This window comes from Parabacteroides sp. AM58-2XD, from assembly GCF_003463685.1.
Taxonomy (GTDB): Bacteria; Bacteroidota; Bacteroidia; order Bacteroidales; family Tannerellaceae; genus Parabacteroides; species Parabacteroides segnis.
In genome coordinates, this window is the sequence record NZ_QSDP01000022.1 from 1 (window position 1) to 17,972 (window position 17,972).

At 42.8% G+C, this 17,972-nt stretch carries 12 protein-coding genes; 11 read left to right on the plus strand and 1 reads right to left on the minus strand.

The genetic code is table 11. The features are described 5' to 3' along the window. Positions 1-244 precede the first annotated feature (244 nt). The 9 genes from DXA15_RS07250 (at position 245) to DXA15_RS07285 (ending at position 15,069) form a co-directional block, all read left to right on the plus strand. On the plus strand, positions 245-3,586 hold the full coding sequence (locus DXA15_RS07250) for a TonB-dependent receptor (protein WP_158579642.1): 3,342 nt from the start codon (positions 245-247) through the stop codon (positions 3,584-3,586). A 12-nt stretch (positions 3,587-3,598) separates the two neighbouring features. Beyond that, complete coding sequence (locus tag DXA15_RS07255) at positions 3,599-5,377, plus strand: RagB/SusD family nutrient uptake outer membrane protein (protein WP_128133597.1); 1,779 nt, start codon at positions 3,599-3,601, stop codon at positions 5,375-5,377. An 18-nt stretch (positions 5,378-5,395) separates the two neighbouring features. Continuing rightward, positions 5,396-6,091 (plus strand): DUF3823 domain-containing protein, encoded by a 696-nt coding sequence (locus tag DXA15_RS07260; protein WP_128133598.1) that lies wholly within the window; start codon positions 5,396-5,398, stop codon positions 6,089-6,091. 108 nt (positions 6,092-6,199) lie between these two features. Continuing rightward, the gene (locus DXA15_RS26085; RefSeq protein ID WP_233566953.1) at positions 6,200-6,826 is read left to right on the plus strand and encodes a DUF1565 domain-containing protein; all 627 of its coding nucleotides are present in this window, start codon (positions 6,200-6,202) and stop codon (positions 6,824-6,826) included. Next, entirely contained in the window at positions 6,820-8,073 is a 1,254-nt protein-coding gene (locus tag DXA15_RS07265; protein ID WP_233566954.1) for a right-handed parallel beta-helix repeat-containing protein, read from the plus strand. The genes DXA15_RS26085 and DXA15_RS07265 overlap by 7 nt, the downstream gene beginning before the upstream one ends. 124 nt (positions 8,074-8,197) lie before the next feature. Continuing rightward, positions 8,198-10,186 (plus strand): DUF5054 domain-containing protein, encoded by a 1,989-nt coding sequence (locus tag DXA15_RS07270; RefSeq protein WP_128133599.1) that lies wholly within the window; start codon positions 8,198-8,200, stop codon positions 10,184-10,186. A 76-nt stretch (positions 10,187-10,262) separates the two neighbouring features. Then, positions 10,263-12,422: a glycoside hydrolase family 3 C-terminal domain-containing protein gene (locus tag DXA15_RS07275; protein ID WP_128133600.1), complete on the plus strand. Its 2,160-nt coding sequence runs from the start codon at positions 10,263-10,265 to the stop codon at positions 12,420-12,422. A gap of 68 nt (positions 12,423-12,490) precedes the next feature. Next, entirely contained in the window at positions 12,491-13,780 is a 1,290-nt protein-coding gene (locus tag DXA15_RS07280; RefSeq protein WP_233566955.1) for a hypothetical protein, read from the plus strand. Further along, positions 13,759-15,069: a glycoside hydrolase family 38 C-terminal domain-containing protein gene (locus tag DXA15_RS07285; protein WP_128133602.1), complete on the plus strand. Its 1,311-nt coding sequence runs from the start codon at positions 13,759-13,761 to the stop codon at positions 15,067-15,069. The genes DXA15_RS07280 and DXA15_RS07285 overlap by 22 nt, the downstream gene beginning before the upstream one ends. A 46-nt stretch (positions 15,070-15,115) precedes the next feature. On the opposite strand, the gene DXA15_RS07290 is transcribed toward DXA15_RS07285, so the two are convergent. Continuing rightward, a complete protein-coding gene (locus tag DXA15_RS07290) occupies positions 15,116-16,006 on the minus strand; it encodes a helix-turn-helix domain-containing protein (RefSeq protein WP_128133603.1) in 891 nt (296 codons plus the stop codon). Positions 16,007-16,274: 268 nt separating this feature from the next. On the opposite strand from DXA15_RS07290, the gene DXA15_RS07295 reads away from it, so the two are divergent. Next, positions 16,275-16,838 (plus strand): RNA polymerase sigma-70 factor, encoded by a 564-nt coding sequence (locus DXA15_RS07295; RefSeq protein WP_128133604.1) that lies wholly within the window; start codon positions 16,275-16,277, stop codon positions 16,836-16,838. Positions 16,839-16,937: 99 nt separating this feature from the next. After that, on the plus strand, positions 16,938-17,900 hold the full coding sequence (locus tag DXA15_RS07300; RefSeq protein ID WP_128133605.1) for a FecR family protein: 963 nt from the start codon (positions 16,938-16,940) through the stop codon (positions 17,898-17,900). Positions 17,901-17,972: the final 72 nt, after the last annotated feature.

Below are 17,972 nucleotides of genomic sequence, written 5' to 3' on the forward strand. Positions count from 1 at the left end.
AGACCTCTTATAAGATCTCACGAATCATAGTCAAGAGACTTTGGTTTGCAAAATCTTCACGTAAAAAATCCAGTCGTTAAGGTTCTATTTTCATAGTTAAGACTTTTCTATCTGCAAGATTACCTTTATTCCCCAATTACACAACTTTTTTTGAAATATTTTAATGATTTATGCCACAAAACATATTTTAATAGAAATTTTGGTGCGGTTGCCCTGCTTTTTGTCTCCAAAAATAAGGCGTATCATGAAATTAACACTATTATTTACGCTGTTATGCATATTGCACATCTCTGCTAATACCTATGCACAAACCACTCAAGTATCGGTAGACGTACAAAATGGTACTTTCTATGATGTGGTGAAACAAATTGAAAAACAGTCGGAATATCTTTTTTTCTACAATAGTAAAGATATCCCGAATGATTTGCCGGTTAGTCTCCAAGAGACTAAATCCAATATCACTGTGATATTGGATCATCTGGTAAAGGAATATAATTTATCGTATAAGATAAATGACAGGCATATATTCCTTACCAGAAATACAGCAGTTCAACAACAGCAACAACAAGGAAAGCGAATAACGGGAACAGTAAAAGATCCGAATGGCGAACCGGTTATCGGTGCCAACGTCATGGAGAAAGGGACAACGAACGGAACGATAACGGATGTCGAAGGGAGGTTCTCCCTTAATGTAGCATCAAGTGATGCTACATTAATAATTACCTATATAGGATATGCTTCAACTGAAATTAGCAGTAAGAATGAATCTGTTATCAATGTGACGTTGAAGGAAGACAGTAAAGCTTTGGAAGAAGTGGTGGTTGTGGGATATGGAACACAGAAAAAAGCGACATTGACTGGCGCTGTTAGTAATATTGGTGGCGAAGAGTTAGTAAAAACTCGTAATGAGAATGTGAAGAATATGCTTTCTGGTAAAATACCGGGTGTCCGTGTCGTTCAGAAATCAGGGGAGCCGGGAAGTTATAACTCGGATTTGCAGATTCGTGGTATGGGGGCTCCATTGATTATTATTGATGGTGTTCCTCGTTCCAATATGGATCGTCTGGATCCGAATGAAATAGAATCATTCTCTGTTTTGAAAGATGCTTCGGCTGCTATTTATGGTGTGAAGGCAGCCAACGGTGTAATTATTATTACAACGAAACGAGGAAAAACGTCTAAACTGACTTTGGATTACAATGGATCGGTAGGATGGCAACAAGCATCCAATATTCCGGAGACATTGAATGCGGCTGAATGGATGGAACTGACCAACGAAAACTCCATCAACAAAGGTGGTAGTTTGATGTTCTCGGCTGAAGAGATTGATGCGTATCGTAAAGGTTTGAAGCCGGAGACCAAATGGTCGGATGTCGGATTTGACAAGATTGCACCTCAAACACAACACAGTATCAGCGCACAAGGTAAGTCTGAAAAGATTGATTATTTCATGAACTTTGGTTATCTGAAACAGGATGGTTTCTATTCCAGTGGCGATTTGAATTATGATCGTTACAATGTGCGTACGAATATCAATGGACAGATAACGAAAAACCTGAAAGTCGGTATGCAATTGAATGCTATGATGGGTACGAAGAATGAACCTATCATGGATGCTTGGGAAGTGTACAAAGCGGCATGGATGCATATTCCGACATTACCGGTTTATGCCAATAATAATCCGGCTTATTTGCAACAATTGCCGGGGGCTTATCATCCGATAGCTTTGACAACAGCTGATATTAGTGGATTTAGGAAAAATAAGCAATATTTATTTCAAGGTACATTTTCTGTAGATTATTCAGTGCCTTTCATTAAAGGGTTAAGTGCTGGTGCTATGTATAGCTATGATTACGATAACGCAGATAATCGTTATTCTAGAAAAGAGTATAGCTTGTATGAATATGAAGCAGCCTCTGATTCTTATCAAGCATTTAAGGCATATTCTCCTTCTTTAATTAGTCGTAGTTACGCCAAAAATGAAAAGACATTGTTACAGTTAAAATTGAATTATGAACGTACATTTAATGAAATTCATAATTTGAAAATATTGGCATTATACGAAGAGACAACCAATAAGGGTGACAATTTCGCCGCACAGAGGGAGTTGCCGATGGATGCCGTAAGTGAGATTTTTGCAGGAGCTACCAAAAATCAGCAAGCAACGTCCAATGCCGGAGGCTTGTATGATTTGGCAAATAAGGCATTCGTGGGACGTGTAAATTATGACTTCAAGTCGAAATATTTAGCAGAGTTCAGTTTTCGTTATGACGGTTCTTCTATGTTCGCTAAAGGTGCTCAATGGGGATTCTTCCCTTCTTTCTTAGGTGCATGGCGTATTTCAGAGGAAGATTTCTTTAAGAATTGCTCGGCATTGTCGTTTGTCAATAATTTGAAGATTCGAGGTACGTATGGTATCTTGGGAGATGATGCCGCTTCATCTTATCAGTTCTTATCTGGATATACCTATCCCAGTGGAGGGTATATGTTAGGTAGTTCTTTTATCAGCGGTTTAGGTTTCCGTGGCATGGCGAATCCGAACATCACTTGGTATGAAGCTCGTATGGCTGACTTAGGTTTGGATATCGATATGTGGAACGGGCTGTTGAGTTTCCAAGGAGATATCTTCGGACGTTACAGGACAAATCTGTTGTCTACACGAGTATTATCTGTTCCCGGTACATTAGGTGCTGCGTTGCCTCAGGAAAATTTGAATGGTGATTTGACGCGCGGTTTTGAAATCGGATTGTCTCATACGAATACAATTGGTGATTTCCATTATACAGTTTCCGGTAATGTCTCTTATACCCGATCGATGAACAAATACATTGAGCGTGCAGAGTCGAATAATTCTTATCGGAATTGGCGTGACAATTATAATGATCGTTATAGCGATTTCTATTGGGGATATGATTTCGTGGATTATTTCTATTCCATGGATCAGATCTGGAATGCCCCTGTTCAAGACAACAAAGGTAATTCAATCCTTCGTCCGGGTGATTATCAGTATGAAGACTGGAATGAAGATGGTATTATTGACGATAATGATGCCCGCCCGATTGATTTGTCAGGAGCTCCGCGCATTAACTTCGGTTTTACATTGGCAGGAACGTATAAAGGTTTTGATGTGAATTTATTATTCCAGGGAGCAGCCAAAGGTACTGTTATTAATCAAGTACAGATGGAAAGACCTTTGACTTGGGATAGAGGTGGACTTTCTATGTTTATGGATCGTTGGCATACAGCCGAGATGGGCGCAGATCCGAAAGATCCGAATACGATATGGGTACCGGGGTATTATCCATCTACGAATAATGGAGGTGAAACAACGAACTATTGGACCTCTTCCCGTAGTATCCAGAATGTCAATTACCTGCGTTTGAAAAGTGCAGAAGTAGGGTATACCATCCCGAAGCAATTGATTCAGAAAGTGGGTATTGAAAATTTGCGCGTTTACTTTAATGCCTATAATCTATTTACTCTTACAGGATTGAAATACATCGATCCGGAGCATCCAAGTGATTCATATAGTTGTTTGTATCCTATTACAAAGACCTATAATGTAGGAGTCAATGTCACATTTTAATCGGTAAATATCATGAAAAAGTTAATATCAATATTATTTAGTAGTATTCTGTTGGGAACCAGTTGTAATACATTGGATGTTCCCCCAATTAATATCATCCAGGATAAGGATATTTTTACATCCGAATCGGGTGTTACGGCGTATATATCGTCGCTATACAACGATATGCCCATACAAGACTTGCAAGCTACTGCCTGGGGATTTAAAAATTTTTGGAATTCTTGGCCACAAGGCGGTCACATGTCCGGTGAATTGGTAAATAATATGTTGTTTTTTGTCTGGGATTCACCCTCTGGGGGTATGTTCCAGTTTTGGGCGTATGACCGGGTAAGGAAAATAAACTATTTAATTGAGAATTTGCCTCAATATGCACCAAACTTCCCTGAAAGTTTGGTGAATACTTGGTTGGGAGAAGCCTATTTCTGTCGTGCTTATTACTATTTTGCCATGGTGAACCGATACGGTGCTGTCCCATTGGTGAAGGAGGTGAAGAATTACCCGGAAACCAGTATTGAGGAATTGCAAATTCCACGAAATACCCAGCAAGAGGGATGGGAATTTGTCGCTGAAGATTTGGATAAAGCGATTGAATTGTTACCAGAAACCAGTTTGGAACGTGGACGTATCAATAAGTATGTCGCTTATGGTTTAAAATCAAGAGCCATGCTTTATGCAGCATCTCTTTGTCAGTTTGATACTCCGGCCAGTGGATATGAAGAACTTTTAGGTATGCCAGCCTCTAAAGCTCAAAGTTATTATCAGGCAGCATACGATGCTGCTTCTAAATTGGAGGGTAAATACTCATTGTATAACAAGTACACGGATAAATTTGAAAACTATTGGAATTTGTTTTTGGATGAAGACAATCCGGAGGTGGTGTTTGCTGAATACTATCAATATCCGGAAAAGACTCATAGTTGGGATGTCCATCAAATACCATTTCAAATAAGAGGACCGGAAGGATATTCGGGTATTTTGAATCCGACTTTGGAAATCGTGGAACTGTTTGACGATGTAGAGGGTAATCCATTTATATTAAAGACGGTCGATGAAAAAGGTGAACCGATTCGTTATGACGATCCGTTCGACATCTTTAAAGGCGTGGAACCGCGTTTAAGAGCCAGTGTCATCTTACCGAACGATGAGTATAAAGGAGAAACGATTGAAATCCGAAAAGGTATTTGGACCAGCTATCCGGATGGCGAGTTGAAAACGACTTCTGACTTTTCAGTGATGTATAAGGATATGCCAGTGATGGGTAAAAGTGGAATGGGACATAATGAAACGACTACTACAGGATTTTTGGTTCGGAAGTATCAGAATCCGAATATGCCTAACAGTCAGGTTATCCATGGACGTTCTACCACTCAGTTTATCGAAATGCGCTATGCGGAAATTTTGTTGAACAGGGCAGAGGCCGCTTTCTATTTAGGTAAAAAGCAAGAGGCATTAGATTTGATTAATCAGGTCAGAGAGAGAGCCGGTGCTAAATTGTATACGTTGAACCAATTGACAGAAGACAATCTTCGTAAGGAAAGACGTATGGAGTTGGTGTTTGAAAATCATAGTTTTTGGGATTTGCGTAGATGGAGAATCGCGGATAAATTGATGAATAATAAGAAATATACCGCTTTGTATCCTTATTATGTGTATGATGAAGGCAAGTATATCTTTACAAAAGAAGAAGTAGGTACTACGTACACGTATGATGTCAAAGTCAATTATGCGAAAGTGCCGGCAGGTGAAATCTCCAAGAATCCGAATTTGTTACCAGACAATCCAGGTTATTAATTTAATAGTTATAACAAGATGAAAAAGAGAAGTATATTAGCGTGTATGTTGTTTGCTTTGGGCATGATCTCCTGTGGTGATATCGATAATATGGATGGTCCCAATGCTGCAATTGCAGGTAGTTTGATAGATGAAACAACGAATAAGCCTATCATATCTGAACAGCCGAATGGTTTCCGGATAAAGATGGTGGAGACGAGTTGGAGTGAATCGGCTACACCAGAATATTTCTGGGGAAAAGCGGATGGTACATTTAAGAACACGAAGATATTCAGTGCTACTTATGATGTACAACCGGTAGAAGGGGCTTTCTTTCCGGTAGAACCTGTATCTGTAACAATCAAGAAGTCTGAAAATATAGACTTTAAGGTTACTCCTTATTTATCGATTCACCCTAAAAAGGTAGAGATTATAGGAGATGCCATTGAGGTTGAATGGAATATTTCCCGAACTAAGGTTGGAGATAAAATTTTGGATACCCGTGTATTTGTTGTTCATGATAATCCGAATGTAGGTACGAATTATTTTACAACGGCACTGAGCCCGATGGTCGATTTGAGTAGTGTACCGGATGAGGTAGTTTTATCAACAACCTATAAACAGACGATAACAGGGCTGACTAAAGGAAAGACTTATTATGTGAAGATTGGTGCGCGAACGAATAATTCGAGCAAACGTTATAACTTTGCGGAAACGGTTAAGTTGGAATATTAATTGTTGTTTGCTCTAAGATAACGTGTGTATATTCAATTGTAACAACAGTTATTGACACAATGATAGCCAATAACTGTTGTTATTGTTTTAAAACGATAAATTAATATCATGAGAAAAATTCTGTATCTTATTCTAGTATCCAGCTTGTGTTGTAATATGTTGCAAGCAAGAGAGTATCATGTATCTCCCAAGGGGAGTGATAATAATGCCGGGACGGTGGAGGCTCCTTTCAAAACTATCAATCGGGCAGCTCGAAAGGCATTACCCGGCGATGTGGTGACGGTGCATGAAGGGGTGTATCGGGAATGGATAAAACCGATGTATGGCGGAACCAGCGACAATCGGCGGATTGTTTATCAGGCAGCCGAAGGGGAAAAGGTGGAGATTAAAGGTTCTGAAGTGATCAAAGGGTGGAAGAAAGAGGGAAAAGGCATTTGGAAGGTGGTGATTCCTAACACGCTATTCGGTGATTTCAATCCTTATAAAGAACTGTTTGATGGCGACTGGATTATCAATGATGGGCGTGTCACTCATTTGGGGGAAGTCTACTTGAATGGAGAGGCGTTCTATGAAGTAGATTCTTTGAGTAAATTACAAAATCCGAAGCCGCATATATGCAAGGCGGATTCGGAGGGAACGACCGACTTTTGGTATTGTGAAACGGATGACAAAAACACGACCATCTGGCTCGTTTCGGTACCGCAGACCCCAATAAGGAATGTGTCGAGGTGGTAGCCCGTCCGACCTGTTTCTATCCGGATAAGCAGCAATTGGATTATATCACCATCAAAGGGTTTGAAATGAGCCAGGCCGGAACGAAGTGGGCTTCGCCGACGAATGAACAGGTGGGGGTAATCGCTACGCACTGGTGTAAAGGTTGGATTATAGAAAATAATATCATCCACGATGCCAAGAGTACAGGCATTACGTTGGGCAAGGAGCGTACAACCGGCGACGGAGTACTTCCTGCTGATGATGCCGACGGCGTGAAGGATGGACATATCTCTTATATAGAAGTCGTATTCAACACGACACGCCATGGCTGGAACAAAGAAACGATAGGTTCTCACATTGTCCGTAACAATACGATCTATAATTGCGAACAAACGGCCATTTGTGGAACGATGGCTGCCTTTAGCGAAGTTTATGGCAATCATATCTACAATATTCACGTAAAGGATCAGTATAACGGGTATGAGATTGCCGGGATCAAGTTCCATGGGGCGATTGATGCCGTGATAAGGAACAACCGTATCCATGATTGTCCGTTGGGGATGTGGTTGGATTGGATGACGCAAGGAACACACGTGTCGAGCAATTTGATGTATAATAATGGAAATGATTTGTTCATAGAAGTGTCCCATGGCCCGTATATTGTGGACAATAACCTGTTCCTTTCCTCTCATTCACTTATGCAATCAACGGATGGGGGAGCTTACTTGAATAATCTTTTTGGGGGAAAGTTGACCTTGCAAGCAGACTATACCCGTTTTACCCCTTATCACTTGAACCATTCTACCGAGCTTAAAGGTGTAAGTCCGATAAAACATGGCGACCTGCGTTTTTATAACAATATTTTTGTAGGAAGGGGTGATAAAAAGTTGTATGGCTTGGATTTCTTGAATGAAGTGAAAGGACCTATTTATGCCGAAGACAATCTGTTCTGTAATGGTGCTTGTCCCATGAAGGAGAAAGAACAGGGTGTGGTAGAAGATGCGTTCAACCCCTCTTTCAAAGTGGAAGAGGTTGGGGATGAAGTGTATATAACATTCGAAGGGGAAACTAAATTGTCTCGGTTGAAAGGTAAACCGGTCAATACGGAACGTTTGGGAGTAGCCAAGTTGACAAGATACCCGTTCGAGAATCTCGATGGCACTCCGTTTGTATTGGATAAGGATTTCTTAGGGAAAGAACGGTCAACTGTTGCGCCTTCTATAGGCCCGTTTGAAACATTATCAGGTAATCGTATCAAAGTTTGGTGATGGTTGGCAAGCAATAATAATCCACTAAATAAGCAGCTATTTGCTATTTTTCATAGTGATAGCTGCTTTTATATTTGTAACTTGAAATGAAATATTCATGCCATGAAAAAATAAATCTATGTATATGAAGCGAATTGTATTATTTCTCCTGATTGCGTTGGGAGGATTTTTTCAACTCAAAGGACAGGAAGTAAATACCTCTGTCGAGAGAGTGTATGTTGTTTTCAAAACACATTTGGATGTCGGTTTTACCGATTTGAGTTCCGTGGTAACCCAGCGTTATATAACGGAATTTATACCGAAAGCATTGGACGTGTCGGAAAAGCTACGTGCAGAGAATGCTAGTGAAAAATATGTTTGGACAACAGGGGCGTGGCTGATCTGGAAATATCTCCATACGGTATCACCCCAGGATGTGAAACGCCTGGAAGCTGCTATCCGGCGAGGAGATATCGTTTGGAATTCGGTTCCCTATACGGTCGAATCGGAATCGATGAACCTGGATTTGTTTGAAACCTGCCTGCTATTGTCACATAAGCTGGATGAAAAATACGGAAAGAAAACGATTGCTGCTAAAATGACGGATGTGCCTGGACATACACGCAGTATTGTGGCCCCGATGAGCCGTGCCGGTATCCGTTTCCTGCATATAGGCGTGAATCCGGCTTGCCCGATTCCTTCCGTACCAGAATTTTGCCGTTGGAGGGATACGGATGGCAGTGAACTGATTTTGGTTTATCAGCAGGATTATGGCTCTGAGAATGTACTACCGGATGGAAAATCGGTAATCTCGATCAATTTTACCGGAGACAATCACGGTCCTCACTCCTATGAAAAGGTGAAGGCTATTTATGCCGATTTACATAAACGCTATCCGAAGGCTCGTCTGATAGCCTGCTCTTTCAATGAAATAGCGGAGGAACTAGTCGCCATGCAGGATCAGTTGCCGGTTGTTACTTCCGAGATAGGGGATACCTGGATTTACGGCTATGGAAGTGCCCCGGTGCGGATGGCGAAATTCAGGGCGTTGTCGGAACTCTATTCCCGGTGGTTGCGTGAAAAGAAAATAGATAAAAACAGTGATGCAGCACTCGATTTTGCATTGGAGCTGGGATTGATAGCCGAACATACGCAGGGGGTCGATGTGAAAACCCACCTTCAGAATTGGGACAAGTATGATATGGATCTTTTCCTTCCGGCACGCTCTACCGCGCCTTTCCAAAAGGCGGAGGCATCGTGGAAAGAATTGGATGACTATATTTATAACGCGATCCAGTATCTGCCTCAAAATTTGCAAGATGAGGCATTGGCTGAAATGAAAAAGATTGACTGGGTGGAAGCTCCTTCGTTCACGAAGAAAGCGAAAGCGACCTCTTCTACTCCTTGGCAGGCATCGGTTTTGAAAAACGGTGCGTTGAAGATCGAAGGATTGTCTTACCAGATGTGTGATGCCAATGATTATAAAAACTATCTGGACAACTACTTGCGTGCTCATTACGGATGGGCTTTGGCAGATATAGGCAAGCCGGGACTGGATAAATCGAAAGCCGTAAGCGTTTCTCTTCCCGCGCAGACTATCAAACAGGAGATCTGTAAAGATAAAAAAGGGATACGGACAGTCAGCGAACTTGTTTTCCCAGAGCATTCGGGTGTCGACCGGCGGGTATATCCGGAGAAGATGTATGTGGACGTATTGGAGTATAAGAACGGGAAAAAGGCAGAAGTCGCATTGACTATCCAAGGGAAACCCGCTGTCCGTTTGCCGGAAGCCTATTGGTTGTCTTTCAATACGGATGATATCCTTTCCATCGTGGCGGAAAAAGTCGGTGGGCGTGTCGATTTATTCGATGTGGTGGAAAAGGGGAATCGCCAGCAGCACGGAATCGACCGTTATGTGGATCTGGTGACTTCATCCGGAACCGTCCGTATATGGAGTGAAGCCGCTTTTCTTGTCAATGTAGGCGAAGCAAAGGGGATAAACTACTCATTGAAATATCCTGCCAAAGAGGGAGGCATTCATTTTAATCTGAGTAATAATCTTTGGAATACAAATTTCTGCATGTGGAACGAGGGTTCGTTGACTTATCGTTTCACAATCGAACAAATCGATTGATAATTGTCTTGTACTAGCTCCACCTGTTCCTTTTCGTTGAGGAACGTGTGGAGTTAAATTGAAAATATATAAACTTATGAAACTTGTAAAGAGGATAGAAATACTTTTTTTGTGTGTGATAAGTAGTTTAACCGGTTTTTCTCAAACGAAACCTGTTTATCAGGATGCAACCCGGCCGATGGAAGAACGTATCGAGGATGCTTTATCCCGTATGACGGTAGAGGAGAAGGTGAGACTGTTGCATGCCAATGGCGGATATCGTTCTTGGGGTGTTCCCCGTTTGGGAATACCGGATAATAACCCCACGGACGGACCGGTCGGATTGCGTCCGGAAATGGAGTGGAGCAACTGGAACAATGCCCATGCAAACAACGATTCCTGTACGGCTTTCCCTTCTACGATTTGCTTGGCTGCGACTTGGAATCCGGAAATGGGGGTATTGTTTGGCAAGGCATATAGCGAGGAAGCGTTATACCGGAACAAGAATATCATCTTGGGGCCGGGCGTGAATATTTTCCGTACGCCGATGAATGGCCGGAATTTCGAGTATATGGGAGAAGATCCTTATCTGGCTTCCAAGATGGGCGTTTCCTATATCCAGGGCGTTCAGTCGAACCATGTGGCTGCCTGTGTGAAGCATTTTGCGGTGAATAATCAGGAAACCAATCGCAATAGCATCAATACGCTTGTCGATGAAAGAGCGTTGCATGAAATCTATCTGCCTGCATTTAAGGCGGCGGTTCAGGAAGGAAAAGTCTGGACGGTGATGGGGGCTTACAACCAGTATAATGGGCAGCATTGTTGCCATAACAAATATCTGTTGGAGGACATTCTTCGTAAGGAATGGGGGTTTGATGGCGTGCTGTTGTCTGATTTTGGTGGGACGCATAATACGGAGGAAGCCATTTTCAATGGGTTGGATCTGGAGTATGGGACACGTTTGGGTTCTGCCGAAGCGTTTAACAAGTATTATTTGGCCGATCCTTATCTGAAACTGATCCGTGAGGGGAAAGTGGGAGAGAAGGAGCTGAATGAGAAAGTCAGACGTATCCTGCGCATGATGTACCGGACCAATATGTCGGCCGACCGTCCTTGGGGATCGTTGGCTTCGGCAGAGCATATCGAGGCGGCCCGTCGGATAGCCGAAGAGGGAATTGTCTTGTTGCAGAATAAAAAGAATATGCTTCCGTTAAATCCGGCGAACTTGAAGAAGATACTGGTTGTTGGCGAGAATGCCGTTCGGACAACTGCCAATGGCGGTGGTTCGTCTGAAGTGCAGGCTAAATATGAAGTAGTACCCTTGGAAGGTATTCGTAATTGGGTGGGCCGGCAAACGGAAATTGTGTATCAAGCTGGTTATTCTTCCCGGAAAGGGGTGTCGGCAGACAGCTTGAAGAGGGAAGCCGTTCAGGCGGCCAAAGAGGCTGATGCGGTCGTGTTTGTGGGTGGTCTGGCGAAAGAGGAAGGATTGGATAGCGAAGGGGCTGACCGGAAATCGTATGAACTACCTTATGGTCAAAATGACTTGATATCGGCATTGGCCGACGCTAATCCGAGGTTGGTGGCCGTAATGATTAGCGGGAATGCCTATGCAATGCCTTGGCTCAAGGAGGTACCGGCTATTCTTCAGGCTTGGTACGGTGGTACGGAGAGTGGTAATGCCATCGCTTCGGTTCTTTTTGGAAAGACGAATCCTTCCGGTAAATTACCTTTTACTTTCCCGGCTCGTTTGGAAGATAATGCCGCTCATGCCATGGGGGCTTATCCCGGGGATGGAAAGACGGTCGAGTATAAAGAGGGTATTTGGGTCGGTTATCGGTGGACTGAAAAAGAAAAGATCCAACCGCTTTTCGCGTTTGGCCATGGGTTGAGCTATACAACGTTCAAGTATGGGAAAATATCTCTAAGCAAGGAGGTTATGAATGAGTCTGACCAGCTGGTCGTGACAATTCCTGTGACCAATACCGGTTCTTGTGAGGGAGCGGAAACCGTTCAATTGTATATCAACGATCAAAAGGCATCCTTGCCTCGTCCGGTAAAAGAATTGAAAGGGTTTCGGAAAGTCAGGTTAACACCCGGTGAAACTTGTAATGTCTCTTTTGTCGTGGATAAGGAATCGTTGAGCTATTATGATCCGGTAAAACATGGCTGGGTGGCTGAACCGGGGAAATTCCAGGCATTGGTCGGTTCGGCTTCGGATGATATAAAAGCTAAAGTTATCTTTGAATTGAAATAGATATGAATGTAAAAAGCACATACGTAATGTTGTGTTGTATGCTTCCTTTTTGGGTGAAAAGTCAGCCTATGGAAGAATATAATACAAAGGTAAGAGAGGTCATTGTGATTTGTAAGACCCATTTTGATATTGGTTACACGCATCGGGTGAATGATGTGGTCAATTATTATCAGACAGAGATGATTGACAGGGCCTTTAAGGTGATGGATGCTTCCGGTGATTTGCCGAAAGAACAGCAATTTGCCTGGACACTTCCCGGGTGGGTTTTGTCAAAGACGATGGAGGATTGGAAGGGGCAAACCCCGGAACGCAGGCAAAAACTGGATAATAAACTAAAGTCCGGGCAGATTGTGCCTCATGCATTACCATTTACCATGATCTCTGATTTTTGTGGTCTAGAGGAAATGGCACGTGGATTGAATTTTTCATCGGCTTTATGTCGTAAATATAATTTGCCGTTATCCCATTCCGGCAAGATGACGGATGAACCTTCACACACGGGAGCCTTGGCGACAGTATTGGCTCATGCGGGTGTAAAGTTTTTACATATCGGTTGTAACTGGCCCAGCGGATTTGTGAAAACGCCGGGATTGTTCTGGTGGGAGGGACCAGACGGTTCAAGGGTCTTGACCTTGTATTCGGCCAGTTACGGAACAAACTGTGCAGTGTGTCCTAAAGGATGGCAAGGACCGAATGATCCGATGATGGGAGTAAACCTGATGCCGGCAAAAGATTGGCCTTATGCGGTTTGGCCGGCTATCTTGGTGACAGGTGATAACTCGGGACCTCCTACGGCAGAACGGATTAAAGAACTGTTTCAGGAGATAAAAGAGAAAATGCCGGATGTGAATGTGCATATGGGAACGATGGATGACTTTTATGAAGCCCTAATGAAAGATAATCCGCAATTGCCTGTCGTTAAATCCGCCATGCCGGATACATGGATACACGGTATAATGAGTGATCCGGGAGGAGTCCGTTTGTCGCGGGAAGTGCATCCGCTTATCAGTTCGGCTGAAGTATTGAATACTCAATTGGGTGTTTGGGGTGTTCCGGTTGCTTCTGTGTCGAAAGATATTGCAACGGCTTATGAGAAAATGGCGTTGTATGGGGAGCATACGTGGGGCGGCTCAAAATCCGTGAAGGCTTATGGCGAGGCTTTCGAAAAGTTACCTGCAGATGAATATAAGGATCTCGAAGCATCCTGGGAGGATAAGACCGGGTATATTCGTGATGCGTCGGATATCGTTCAGGGAATAACCCAGTCGAACCTGTATTCTTTAGCAACGAATGTTACATGTAAAAAGAATTCTTTTGTCGTGTATAATCCGTTACCGTGGAAACGTCGGGAGTGGTAGAAATAGATGGTAGGAAAATATATGTGAAGAACATCCCTTCCAGCGGTTATCAGGTTATTCCTGTAAAATCAATGGATAAGGGAGGGCATGGGCAATCGGGAAATTCGATAGAGAATGATTATTATAAAATAACTTTTGATCCTGCAAAAGGTTGTATAGTTTCTTTGTTTGATAAAAAGACGGGTCGGGAATGGGTTGACAAAAAGGCTGATCTTGGTTTCGGACAATATCTGAATGAACGATTTACATTTGAGCAGGCATTGGATTATACGCTGGCTTATCAGCAGGGACGTGCGGGGGATTGGCCTCATCCGGGAATACACAAGCCCGGAATGATATCGGAAAAAGAGGTCCCTTATCGTGCTGCGTCTCCGAAAGATGGTAATCTGAAAATATCGGGGGATAGTTATGTCCAAATGGCAGAATTATTGATGCCGTCAGATAAATCCCGTCATCTTCCGGCTTCTATACTTCGTATATCTTTATATAAAGATCAGCCTTACATGGATATGGAAGTTGTTATACAGGGAAAAGAAAAAGATAACTGGCCGGAGGCGGATTGGCTTTGTTTGCCTTTCCGGATCGATCGTCCGGAATTCAATGTGTACCGGCAGTTAGGTGTGATGAATCCGGCAACCGATATTCTTCCGGGAGCAAATCACCATTTATATACAGCAGAACATGGTGTAACCATTACCGGTACGGATGGAGCCGGTATTGCCGTATGTCCGCTAGATCATCCGTTGATCAGTTTGGGTGTTCCCGGATGCTGGAAATGTTCAGACGATTACGTACCGGAACAGCCGGTTGTTTATCTTAATTTATATAATAATCAGTGGAATACTAATTTTCGCTATTGGTATCCCGGCACGTGGAGTTCACGTGTTCGTATCTGGACGGTTGAAAAAGGCACTACTCCGGAAGAAAGATCCCGATTGTTTATGACTTCGGCATTGGAAGCACGTAATCCGTTACAAGCTATACCTGTAAAGGAAAAGAGAGGAAATCTGCCTGCTGTTCAATCGGGACTGGAAGTATCTCGCCCGGGAGTGACTGTCACTGCTTTTGGTGCGGATCCGGACGGGAATACTGGAACGTTGTTACGCGTTTGGGAACAGGCCGGAGTTTCGGGGAAACTGATGATAACATTGCCAAAAGGAATGAATACTTCAGTAGCAGTACCGGTAAATTTACGTGGGGAAAAGAAAGGAGAACCTATTCCCGTTAAATCCGGAAAGTTTGAATTGGAATTGGGTGCTTATGCGCCAGCCAGTTTTATATTGGAATAATGTTTCTGCGGCAGAGGCGGTTTTGTAACAGTCCATGCCAATAGTTTTACAGCCTGAAATTCTGCCTCCTGAACTCCAACGGCGAAAGCCCCATTACATTGGAGAATGTGCGGGAGAAATATTGGGACTCTTTAAAACCGAGCTTGTGAGCGATCTGATTCACCTTCATGTCTGTCTGGATCAGTAACTTGCAGGCTTTGTTTATTTTCATACGTGTGAAATAATCCATAGGGGAGTGGCCTGTCTCCTTAACGAATTTGCGGTAGAAGTATGATTCCGAATATCCGCAGAAATTAGCGAAATCGGCCAGCTTGAGGTTGTTTTCGATATTATCGTTCATGAAATGTACGACACGGTTCATCACATTTTCAGAATACTCTTTTGGGCGGAAGTTATTCCGGTAGACATCGATGAACAGGAAAGAACCCAGGAAATGGGCAAAACACAGATTGGCGTAATGCATATGATCCATAGAGGTACTTTCGTTCAGCGTAAAGAAAATCTCCTCAAACAGGTCGAGCCGTTCTTCAATGCGTGACTGGGCAGAAGGAGAGACCGTCGTCGGCTTATCGAAACGGCTGGAGAAAAGAGGGGCTTTGCTTCCCCGGAAATGAATCCAGTAGATCGTCCAGGGACTGGTCTCATCGGCTCCGTAAGCATGCGGGATATTCCGGGGCAGGATAATGAACTGGTTAGCCTCCAGATTTTGCCGTTTCCCGTACAGCTCTATCCAGCCGCATCCTTCCTTACAATAGATGAAAAGAAACTCATCGCACCCGGTTGGCCGGTTGATATAATGATGGGAAGCCCTTGAGAAGTATCCCATCGAATAAAGATACAAGTCACCTGTCAGTGGACTATCTTCCATCAGATTGATCATCGGGATAGGAAGATAGATGAAACGTTCACCGGAAAATCCTAGTTCTACTTTTGCCATTTTTCATGTATTTCGCTATTCACAGCCTAAAATAAGCAATAATAATCCACAAATAAGACAAGATTTTGCTATTTTTTATAGGTTGGTAGGACTTTACATTTGCGATTTACTTAAAGTGTGACCTACAATAAGGGGGGATCGTATTAGGCAACACTGAAGTAAATCCGATCAGAGAGGGGATATAGATAGGAGTGATACAATGTTTTTATGCTAGGAACGTGTAGCAAGAAATATTTTGTTTATCTTTATCATTTATTAGTGTATTATTATGAAGGAGAGCACCGAGATACAGACGTTTAACCATTTGTTTACTAACTACAAAGGGCGATTCACACACTTTGCGAGGACGTATGTGGATGATGAAATGACGGCGGAAGATATTGCTGTCGAGAGTTTAATGTATTACTGGGAAAACAGGAAGACATTGGATGATCATTCGAATATTCTGGCTTATATCCTGACGGTAGTTAAACACAAATGTCTGGATCATTTGCGCAGGATGCGTACCCGGGAGGATTTTGTAGAATACCTGCAGGAATATGAAACCCGCAGGCTGAATTTACGTATTGCTACCCTGGAAGCCTGCAATCCGGAAAGGATATTTTCCGACGAACTCCAGAGTCTTGTCGATAAGGCGCTGGCTTCACTTCCCGAACAGACACGCGATGTTTTTATCAGAAGCCGCTATAATAATCAAAGTCATAAAGAAATTGCCGAAGCGTTGGGTATCTCTACAAAAACAGTCGAGTTTCATATCACCAAGGCTTTGAAAGTACTGCGTGTCGCCTTGAAAGATTATCTGCCCGTATTTTTGTATTTACTGATGAAATAAAAGACTAATCAGGTTTATTTGAAGTATTTTGCAAAATAAATCACTTTTCCACTAGGGATATCTTCCAGCTAAACGCTTAATAAATAGAAAGGCGAAAAAATGGAGAAAAAAACATTATATAGATATTTTGAAGGTATAGCTTCCCGTGAAGAAGAGGAGGCTGTCTACCGCTGGTTGGATGCCACTCCTGCCAATGAGAAGGAATTACTCAGGGAACGTGAGTTCTTTGATGCAATGATTCTGGCAGGAAGTGCTGAAGACGTTAAAGGAAAGGAGGAAGGGGAACAGAAACGAAAACGTTCCGGATTCCGGATACATTCTTTCGTGCGTGAAATGTTGAAGGTGGCTGCTGTGGTAGCCATAACGGTCGCTTGCGGGCTGTATTTCTATGTATCTGAAAAGAAAGGACTGCTGGCTGCTATGAATACGATAACTGTTCCGGCGGGACAACGGGTGAATTTGACATTATCGGATGGAACGACAGTTTGGTTGAATGCCCGTTCGGAGATGGTTTATCCGGCCATTTTCTCCGGAGCGAAACGTGAAGTGAAGTTGGATGGAGAAGGTTACTTTGAAGTGAAGCATGACAAGACATCTCCTTTCGTGGTCCATACCCGGAAATGTGATATAGAAGTATTAGGTACAAAGTTCAACGTGGAGGCCTATTCGGATACGGAGGAATTTTCAACATCCTTGATGGAAGGTTCCGTGAAAGTTACGGATAATTCAGCCGTTTCGGTTCCTGTCCTTTTGAAACCGAACCAGGAAGTTCATCTGAAAGACGGCCGGTTGTTGGTTTCATCTATCGATGATTACGACCACTTCCGTTGGCGTGACGGATTGGTTTGTTTTACCGATATCGCTTTTCATGAGTTGATGAAACGTTTCGAAAAATGTTACGGTATATCCATTATGGTTGAAAATAAGAATCTGGAAGAATATTCGTGCAGCGGTAAATTCCGTATTTCCGACGGTTTGGATAATGCATTGCGTATTTTACAACGAAATGCTAAATATACTTTTGAAAGGAATGAGGACAACACGATTGTCTATATAAAATAAGTCTAACTAAAAAATGAAACAGCCTATGAAACAAACATGAAAAGCAAAGTTAATCTTAAATGAAATGCCGAT